Origin of the sequence: Trinickia sp., from assembly GCF_051961175.1 — a bacterium.
In the GTDB taxonomy this organism is placed as follows: Bacteria; Pseudomonadota; Gammaproteobacteria; order Burkholderiales; family Burkholderiaceae; genus Trinickia.
On record NZ_JBQCDN010000405.1, the window covers coordinates 1 to 9075 of the forward strand.

The window sequence follows — 9075 nt, forward strand, 5'->3', positions numbered from 1 at the left end:
ACGCTCATCATCGAGCCCGGAATCCAAAGCAGTAACCCGCCGATCTGCTGGTCGCGGATCGGACTGATCCATGTGAATGCGCGGCCGCAGATCGAGTAGATCGGATAGAGCTCGCGCGGCGTGAAAAAGATCAACGCGCCCAGGACGATTTGCGGCGGAATGGCGGCGACGACGATCATGATCCGCCGTCCCGGCGCCAGCCGCGCGGGCGGCGCGGGGCGCGGATCGAGTACGAGCCACCAGAACAAGAGCCCGTCCACCACCATGCTCCAGTTCATGATCCGATAGAGGCGCCAGTCGAGCATCGCCTTGAAGTGGATCGGCGAAAGCAGCCAAAAGTAGATCAGCCCCACGAACAGGACGACGGCCACCACGGGATGAAAGACGATGTCGAACAACACGCGCATCGGTTTCGTCCTGACGGCCGGCCCGATGAAGCGTTGGCGCCAACTGAACGGAATGCCGGCGCGCAACGCGGCGCCCGGGTACGACCACGCGATGAAGAAGGGCCCAAGGTGATGCAGCACCAAGTGCTGCAAGCGATGCATGAAGAACTCGTGCTCGAAAAAATAATCGAGCCGCGTGTGCAAGGCGATGTAAAGCGCGACGAGCCCGAACCAGAATGAAACCTGGCGCAGCAGCGATACCCTGGCATGCCGCACGCCGCGCGCATACAGGATGGCCGCTGCGAGCACCGCCACGACGACTGTCGGCGACGGTTCCCAGGGATCGAGCCAGTCAAGCAGGTTCATGGTCGCTTCCGCCTCAAGTCCTCACGTCCTCAAATCCTCAAGTCCCGTGCTCGATGACGCGCCGCAGGTCGTGTGCGATCGCATCGGGCGTGTCGCTGTCCGTGGCCAGCAGCCGTGCGTGGCCCTTGCCATCGAAAATATAGACGGCCGAGCTGTGCGTGACTTCGTAGCTGCCGTTCGGGTCGCGCTTTTCCATCTGATAGGCGACGCGGTAGCGCTTGGCCAACGATTCGACCTGTGCGTCGGTGCCTGTCAGGCCCCGAATGTGCTCGGCGTCGAACGCCGTCACGTATTCGTGCAGCGCTTGCGGCGTATCGCGTGCCGGGTCGACCGATATGAAGAGAATGCGCACTTGCTTCGCGTCGGCGGCCGGCAGCTTCGCGAGCACTTGCATGAGCCGCGCCATGGTTTCGGGGCAGACGTCGGGGCAATGCGTATAGCCGAAATAGACGAGCGTCGTGTTGCCGCGGAACGCGGACCCAGTCACGCTTTGGCCCGAATCTTCCGTCAACGTGAAGGCGAGATCGGGTAGGTGGCCGGTTACGTTCGTCAATTGCCAAGGGCCGTCGTCGTGCGAGCAGCCGGCAATGAGCGCAGCGCAGGCCACGCCCAGCAGGCTTCGAAGTACCCGCGCCCATGCGGCGCGCGGCCGCGGAACATCGGGTACACGGGGGGCAGCCTGATCGAATGCGAAGGAGGCGGGGCCGACGTAAGGCGATGCGCCGGGCTGCGGCCCGACGCGCAGAACACAGTGCGACATGCGTGACTCGTGAGGGTGCATCAGCGCCGCGGGCCCGCCCTCGCCGGGCGGCGCCGCCGGGGCGGCTGCGAGGCAGGGACTATAGCGCAAATACCTTTCCGTTTCCGTTCGAGCGCTGGATACCGGTTGATTGCGGGGCAATATGTCGCAGGAGCAGGCAAGACGAGGCAAGATACGGCGCAGGGAAGCCGCGTCGCGTCGCCGGTCAGCCGACCGGAACCTTTCGAGGCATTGTTGCTCGAAAAGGCGACCCAGGCGCGGTAAGATGCGCAAACTTTTCCGGTTCTGCACGGCTAAACGCGGTGCGGGGCCGTCACGCGAATCAAGCTGATGCAATCTTTACCGGCTTTTCTGTCTCCAAGTGAGACGGCGTTCTTCTTCGATTTCGACGGCACGCTCGTCGAGCTGGCGCCCACCCCTGACGGGGTCGTCGTGCCGCCGTCCGTCGTCGATTCCCTTGCGCAACTGCGCCATTTGACGCGCGGCGCCGTGGCCGTCGTGTCCGGCCGGGGCATCGACAGCATCGACGCATTCCTCGGCATGCCCGACTTGCCCATTGCCGGTCTGCATGGCGCCGAGCGGCGCGATGCGAGCGGCGACACCGTCAGGGTTGGCTTCAACGACGAGCGTCTGCTGCGCATGGAGCGCGTGTTGGCGGAACTCGTCAAGACCCACCCCGGCACGCTGCTCGAAATCAAGGGCGCCGCGCTTGCGCTGCACTTTCGCAATGCCCCGCTGGCGGAAACGGCGGCGCGCGACGCGACGCAACGTCTGGTCGACGAGCACGCGGATGCCTACGTGCTGCAGCCGGGCAAAATGGTCTACGAAATCAAGCCGAAGAACGTCGACAAAGGGCGCGCGGTGGCGGCCTTCCTCGACGAGCCGCCGTTTGCAGGACGCCTGCCGGTGTTTGCCGGCGACGATCTGACCGACGAAAAGGCATTCGCGGTCGTGAACGAGCGCGGCGGCCTCTCGATCAAGGTTGGGGCCGGCGATACGTCGGCCCGCACGCGGATCGATTCGGTCGGTGCATTCGCCGGCTGGCTTGCCGATATCGTCGGCGCGGCGCGGCGCACCTCATGAGTCGGCTGATCATCGTATCGAATCGGGTCGCACCGATTTCCGAGGGCGGCCCCGCGGCGGGCGGCCTGGCCGTCGGCGTCTACGACGCGCTCAAGGAAACGGGCGGTATGTGGTTCGGCTGGAGCGGCGAGGTGGTTTCGTCGGGGCAGCCTCAGCTGCAGCTTGTCGAACAGGGGCCCGTCACGTTCGCGACGATCGGCCTCGCGCGGCGCGACTACGATCAGTACTACCGCGGTTTTTCGAACGCGACGCTGTGGCCCGCGTTTCACTACCGCGCCGATCTGATCCAGTACGACGGCCACGACTTCGAGGGCTATTGGCGCGTCAATACCTGGCTGGCGCAGCAGCTCGTGCCGCTGCTGCGCGCCGATGATGTCATCTGGGTGCACGACTATCACCTGATTCCGTTCGCGCAGGCGCTGCGCGCGGCCGGTGTGAAGAACCGGATCGGCTTTTTCCTGCACATTCCGTTTCCGGCGGCCCAGGTGCTGCTCGCCATTCCGCCGCATCGCGCGCTCGTCGAGGCGCTCTGTTCGTTCGACTTGCTCGGCTTCCAGACCCAGGCCGACGTGCGCGCGTTCTGCGATTACATCGTGCACGAAGCGGGCGGGGAGATCGAAGGCGGTGAGGGCCGCGGTTCGTTCGTTGCCGGTTCGCCCGCGCTCGTGCGCGCGTTCGGGCGCTCGCTGCATGCGGCCGCCTATCCGATCGGCGTTTATCCCGACGAAATCGCGCAACTCGCCAAAGCCGGCTCGCGCGGCAAATCGGTTCGCACGATGCGCCAGACCCTGCATGACCGCAAGCTGATCATGAGCGTGGACCGGCTCGATTATTCGAAGGGGCTCGTCGAACGCTTTCGCGCATTCGAGCGATTGCTCGATCATGTGCCGGCCTGCCGCAACAACGTATCGTTCGTGCAGATCGCACCGCCTACGCGGGCGGATATGCACGCCTATCAGGACATCCGGTTGCGGCTCGAATCGGAACTCGGCCGCATCAACGGCCGCTTCGCCGAGCTCGATTGGACGCCGATCCGGTACATTCACCGGCAGTACGAGCGGTCCGTGCTGGCCGCGCTGTTCCGCGAATCGCATGTCGGCTACGTCACACCGTTGCGTGACGGCATGAACCTCGTCGCGAAGGAATACGTCTCCGCGCAAGATCCGGACGATCCGGGGGTGCTGGTGCTGTCGCGCTTTGCCGGAGCCGCCGACGAGTTGACGGGGGCACTGATCGTCAATCCGATCGATATCGACGGCATGGCGCAGGCGCTGGCGCAGGCGCTGTCGATGCCGGTGGCGGAGCGGCGCGCGCGCTATCGGGACATGATCGCTCAGCTGCGCGATAACAACGTGTCTGTCTGGCGCGACACGTTCTTGCGCGATCTTGCGCAAAGCGGCGGCGCGGCGCCGGCACAGAAACCGGCGGGCGAGGTGGCTCAGACCGCTCGCGCGAAGGCGCCGCGCAAGCGCGTGCCGGCCTGACACCGTTGAGCGCGAAGCCGGGCGCGGGGTGAAGCCGCGCTCGCGGGAAGCCGAACCGAAAGTTGGAGCGGAAACAAGAGAGCGAGCGGAAAACGAAACGGCCCGGCATGGAGACATGCCGGGCCTGTTTCTGGTGCCACGCCAGCCGACGTCAGCCGGTGCTGGCCGGGGCAATGTTATGCGACGTGTTCGTCCACTTTGCGGCCGCCGGGGTGCAGGTGCATCGCCTTGCCGTGTTGCTTGGCCAGCAGATCGCGATAGATGCCTGGGCGATTGCGCAGCGCTTCCGGGGTGCCGTCGTCGATGACTTTGCCGGCGCTCATGACGATGATGCGGTCGAAGTGCTGCAGCGTCGACAGCCGGTGGGCGATGGCGATCACCGTGCGTCCCACCATGAGCCGGTCGAGCGCTTGCTGGATCGCTTCTTCCGAGGCGCTGTCGAGCGCGGAGGTGGCTTCGTCGAGCAGCAGAATCGGCGCGTTCTTCAAGATCGCGCGTGCGATCGCGATCCGTTGCCGTTGACCGCCGGAGAGCTTCACGCCGCGATCGCCGACGATCGTGTCGAACCCGTCAGGCATCGCTTCGATGAAATCCGTGCAGCGCGCCTCGCGTGCGGCGGCATGCACTTCTTCGCGCGTCGCTTCGGGCCGGCCGTAAGCGATGTTTTCGTACACCGTCCGATGAAACAGCGCGATGTCCTGCGGCACGAGCGCGACCGAGTGGCGCAGGCTGTCTTGTGTGATGGTGCCGATGTCCTGGCCGTCGACCCGGATCGAGCCGCCTTGCGTTTCATAGAACCGTTGCAGCAACGCGAGGACGGTCGATTTGCCGGCGCCCGATTTGCCGACGAGCCCAACCCGCTGTCCCGCCTCGATGTGCAGATCGAAATGATCGAGGATCGGCTTGCGGCGGGGATAGGCGAAGGTCACACCCTCGAAGTCGACGCGTCCGCCATGCGTGACGAGCGGTACCGCCTCTTCGTGATCGGGCATGCCGTGCGGTTCGAGCAGCGTTTTGACCGCCTCGGCAAGCCGTGCGATGTGCTGGGTGACATCCACGAGCGCGACGGCCAGATCGCGCGTGCCGTGCAGGATCGTGAACCCGAGGGAACTCGTCAGAACGATATCGCCCGAGGTTGCGCGCCCCTGCGTCCATAGCCACAGCGCCCAGCCCAGCAAGCCGGCCGACAGCAGCGCCGTGATCACGGCGTGCAAAAGCCGCAGCTTCTCCAGATAGAGCAGGCTTTGCTGGCGCGCGTCCATCTCGGCCTTGACCGTTTCGCCGAAGCGCCGCTGCTCGCGGAAGGTCATGCCGAAGGCGCGCACGAGGGCCATGTTGCCGATCACGTCGACGAGTTCGCCGTCGACGGCCGCGGCTTTCGTGGCGAAGTTGTGATGCCGCGACGAGCCGCGTCCGGCGAGCTTGAATAGCACGATGGCCAGCACGCCGGAGCACAACATCAGACTGCCGGCCATGATCGGATTCACCGTGATGATCATGGCGATGGCGCCGATCACGGCGATACAGGGCGGTAATACGTTCCACGCCATCGTATTTTCTGACGTGTAGACGGCGTTCGAGGTCGCGGTGATACGGCTGGCGAGCGTGCCGGGCTGGCGTTCCGAGAAATACGTCGGCGAGTGGCCCGTCAGGTACTGGAACAAATCGCGCCGCAGGTCGCCCGTGACATCGACGAATGCATGTGCGGCCACCCATCCTCCGATCCGCCACAGCAGGTTGTCGGCGGCGATGAGCCCGACGAGGATCGCGAATGCGCCCCACAGCGGGCCAGGGTGGTGCCGACCCATGCCGAGCACGTCGATCAGATGCTTGATCGCGTATTGCGACGCCAGCGCGCAGGCGACGGCCGCGAAGACGCTCCCCAGCACGATCGCGTGGGAGACGGGATGGCGCCGGATGTAACTGAGCAGGAACGCCAAGGGCCGGTCGGCATAGCTCGAAAGCCTGGCGTTGCGAGCGTTACGCTCGGCGACGGTCGAATGTTCCAATTGTGGTTCGTGCGAGGCACGCGAAGCGAGAGTCATCAAAAGCATAGTCTGCGTGGGGCGGACCGGCAGCCAATCTCGCGCAATAACGAGATGACGCGGCACGGCGCCATTGTAAACATCCGCGGAACTTCCCCGGGGCTTCACGACGAGCGTTGGTTATGCACAACGCCGTTTGCGGCGGCGCATCGTCCCCGCTCGACGGAGCAAGTTCAGTGCGCGTTCCGGCTGAAAGGTTGGCTGAAGCTAACCGTAATTTTCCGATACAATAGCCGGTTATGTCCGAATGCCTTGCATATCCTTACAGATTGGCGACATTCGGGGCCGGATCACGCGGCGTATGACCGTACCGGAGCCATCGATGGGTGCCGGAAACAGCGCCAGAAACCAAGCAAAAACGGGGCCGGAAGCTGGGCCGGAAGCGGGGCCAAAAAAAGCGTCTGCGCGAGCAGGTGTGGCACGGCGGCTGCTGGGTAGGAGTGACTGGCGAGTCCGGCCGCGTCCGATCCTGGGCGCCTTCGGCTTACTGTAGGCGCCGCTCGTTCCGCCATGGCGGGCGAAGTGTATCCGCCGTGTAACAACGTAAAGAGTTTGAAATGTTCTGCGGCGCAGCATGAGACCGGTCGGATAATCGATCCGGGTTTGCCCTAGGGAATTTGACGCGGTGCCGTCAACCCGTCAACGGTTGGGCGAGCCGTGCGTTTAACGACTGTGGCGCGTGGCCCCAAGATCGGTCGAGGTATTCGTCGACGGCCAAGGGCGAATCGCCCCCGTCCGCGCAGGACGGGGTGCTGCCGCCGGGTGCTGGAGCGGGCGATTCGCTTCGAAAAACAACGGTTGTACATTTGCCTGAATTTTTATTAGGAGTTCATCACTATGCGGATCGCTCAAATCGCTCCTTTGCATGAAGCGGTTCCTCCGAAGCTGTACGGCGGAACGGAGCGCGTGGTGTCGTATCTGACGGAAGCGCTCGTCGAACTCGGCCACGACGTGACGCTGTTCGCGAGCGGCGATTCGCAGACCTCGGCCAAGCTCGAAGCGTTCTGGCCGCAGGCGCTGCGTCTCGATCCGTCGATCCGCGACACGATGGCCCCTCACATGCTGCTGCTTGAGGAAGTGCGCCGCCGCGCCGATGAATTCGACGTGCTGCATTTCCACATCGATTACTACCCGTTCTCGCTGTTCTCGCGTCAGCCGGTGCCGCACCTCACGACGCTGCACGGCCGTCTCGATCTGCCCGAACTGCAGCCGATCTTCAATACGTTCAACGAAGTCCCGGTGGTGTCGATCTCGGACAACCAGCGTATGCCGCTGCCCCAGGCGAGCTGGCTCTCGACGGTCTATCACGGCCTGCCTGAGAACCTGCTGACGCCGCGCAAGGATATCGAGCCGAGCTACCTCGCGTTCCTCGGCCGTATTTCGCCGGAGAAGCGCGTCGATACGGCTATCCGTATCGCCGAAAAGGCCGGCATGAAAATCAAGATCGCCGCGAAGCTGGATAAAGCCGATCGCGCTTACTACGAAGAGCAGATCAAGCCGCTGTTCGCGCTGCCGCATGTCGAATACATCGGCGAAATCAGCGAATCCGAGAAGGCCGAATTCCTCGGTGGCGCGCACGCATTGCTGTTCCCGATCGATTGGCCGGAGCCGTTCGGGCTCGTCATGATCGAAGCGATGGCCTGCGGTACGCCTGTGATCGCGTTCAAGCGCGGTTCGGTGCCGGAAGTTATCGAGAACGGCGTGTCGGGCTTTGTCGTCGAAGACGAACTGTCGGCTGTCGCCGCGGTCAAGCGTCTGTCGTCGCTGCCGCGCGAAACGGTGCGTAAGGCATTTGAAGCGCGGTTCACGTCGAAGGTGATGGCGCAGAACTACCTTGCGTCGTACGAAAACCTGCTGCGTCAAAAGCGTCGCACCGTGCTGCGCGAAGTCGCCGCCGGCTAAAACTTTAAAGCTTCACGCGGCGCGGCGGCTTCGCCCCTCGCGATCGCAGTCAGCCCTGTCCACGCCCCGCCTGCCGTCCGGCACGCGGGGCGTGTCGTTTGCGATGCCACCTTACGCCGTTCCGACGTGCCGCTCGGCCAGCGGGACGCCGTTCTTCGATTTTGGGGCGCGATTCGTTGGTTCGGATTCGTGGCCGAGAGAAAACGCAGCGCACAAAATCCCTATAATGCTGCTGCCGCGAAAAACGGCGGTGATAACGACTGATCTCAGGAGAGCGTCTTGGCGAGAGCGACCCCCACGCGAGCGGATCCGGCACCCGGTGCCGGTACGATGTTCACGCTGCGCGCCATCGGTCTCGTTTTGCTGGCGCGCTGGCTGTATTCGATGGCGCAAATGGGCTACGGCGAATCGCTTTCCGCGATGGCATCTTCGCCATGGGCGTCGATCAACGGTGTCTTTCTGTTTCTACTGATCGTGCTGCCCGGGGCACGCGCACGCGCCGAACGGCCGTTTCATCCGTTGCCGCAATGGCTGCGGCAGGCATTGCGGCTGTTCGCGTTCTTATGTCTGCTGTTTGCGCTGTCGTTGATCGGCGTCTTCGTTTGGACGGAGGGCGGTAAAAGGGCCGTCAACGCGATTACCGAAACCAACGGCTGGCTCGTCGCGGCGCCGGCGCTCTACGCGGCCGTTCTTTGGATCTGCCGGCCGCGCGCCCTCTGGAGGACCAACGCCGCCGCGCGGCGCTTCGCCATCGGCCGCTACGCGGTGTCGCTCGATGCCGTCACCCGCACCGTGGTCGTATGGGTGGAAAGCCGGAAGCTGGGGCAATACGACGCACGTGAGCTATCCGTTAAATGGCCGATCGCGAGCGCGGTCGAACGCGAGCGCCCGACCGCTCAGACGGCGGATGGCGCTCCGGTGCCGGCGGCGCAGGGCGGGGTGGCGCCGGTACGCGCGCGCGGGTTGGCACGGCGCTCGCAGGTGGAATTGCTGTGGGACTCGACGGCCGCTGCTGGTCACAATCGCCAGACGATTTTTCGCACGACAAT

General features: G+C 64.4%; 7 protein-coding genes. 4 read left to right on the forward strand and 3 right to left on the reverse strand.

The window, feature by feature from the left end:
• Both ACTHL0_RS22945 and ACTHL0_RS22950 read right to left on the reverse strand, forming a co-directional pair.
• Positions 1 to 752, reverse strand: a 752-nt coding sequence (locus ACTHL0_RS22945) for a cytochrome c oxidase assembly protein (RefSeq protein WP_440569256.1), incomplete at its 3' end; no start/stop codon positions are given.
• A gap of 37 nt (positions 753 to 789) precedes the next feature.
• Positions 790 to 1512 carry an SCO family protein gene (locus ACTHL0_RS22950; RefSeq protein ID WP_440569257.1) on the reverse strand — a complete coding sequence of 241 codons (723 nt, stop codon included), beginning with the start codon at positions 1510 to 1512 and terminating at the stop codon, positions 790 to 792.
• A 330-nt stretch (positions 1513 to 1842) separates the two neighbouring features.
• On the opposite strand from ACTHL0_RS22950, the gene otsB reads away from it, so the two are divergent.
• Positions 1843 to 2595 (forward strand): trehalose-phosphatase, encoded by a 753-nt coding sequence (gene otsB, locus ACTHL0_RS22955; protein WP_440569258.1) that lies wholly within the window; start codon positions 1843 to 1845, stop codon positions 2593 to 2595.
• Positions 2592 to 4079 carry an alpha,alpha-trehalose-phosphate synthase (UDP-forming) gene (gene otsA, locus ACTHL0_RS22960; RefSeq protein ID WP_440569259.1) on the forward strand — a complete coding sequence of 496 codons (1488 nt, stop codon included), beginning with the start codon at positions 2592 to 2594 and terminating at the stop codon, positions 4077 to 4079. Before otsB ends, otsA begins: the two co-directional genes overlap by 4 nt.
• 176 nt (positions 4080 to 4255) lie before the next feature.
• Here otsA and ACTHL0_RS22965 read toward each other — a convergent pair whose 3' ends face one another.
• Positions 4256 to 6124 (reverse strand): ABC transporter ATP-binding protein, encoded by a 1869-nt coding sequence (locus tag ACTHL0_RS22965; protein WP_440569260.1) that lies wholly within the window; start codon positions 6122 to 6124, stop codon positions 4256 to 4258.
• Positions 6125 to 6961: 837 nt separating this feature from the next.
• Here ACTHL0_RS22965 and ACTHL0_RS22970 point away from each other — a divergent pair.
• Positions 6962 to 8026 carry a glycosyltransferase family 4 protein gene (locus ACTHL0_RS22970; RefSeq protein ID WP_440569261.1) on the forward strand — a complete coding sequence of 355 codons (1065 nt, stop codon included), beginning with the start codon at positions 6962 to 6964 and terminating at the stop codon, positions 8024 to 8026.
• Positions 8027 to 8305: 279 nt separating this feature from the next.
• Positions 8306 to 9075, forward strand: a 770-nt coding sequence (locus ACTHL0_RS22975; RefSeq protein WP_440569262.1) for a hypothetical protein, incomplete at its 3' end; no start/stop codon positions are given.

Excerpts from the sequence above, each read along its gene's own strand:
- ACTHL0_RS22950 (WP_440569257.1), bottom strand. The coding sequence starts at position 1,512 with ATGTCGCACTGTGTTCTGCGCGTCGGGCCGCAGCCCGGCGCATCGCCT.
- otsB (WP_440569258.1), top strand. The coding sequence starts at position 1,843 with ATGCAATCTTTACCGGCTTTTCTGTCTCCAAGTGAGACGGCGTTCTTC.
- otsA (WP_440569259.1), top strand. The coding sequence starts at position 2,592 with ATGAGTCGGCTGATCATCGTATCGAATCGGGTCGCACCGATTTCCGAG.
- ACTHL0_RS22965 (WP_440569260.1), bottom strand. The coding sequence starts at position 6,124 with ATGACTCTCGCTTCGCGTGCCTCGCACGAACCACAATTGGAACATTCG.
- ACTHL0_RS22970 (WP_440569261.1), top strand. The coding sequence starts at position 6,962 with ATGCGGATCGCTCAAATCGCTCCTTTGCATGAAGCGGTTCCTCCGAAG.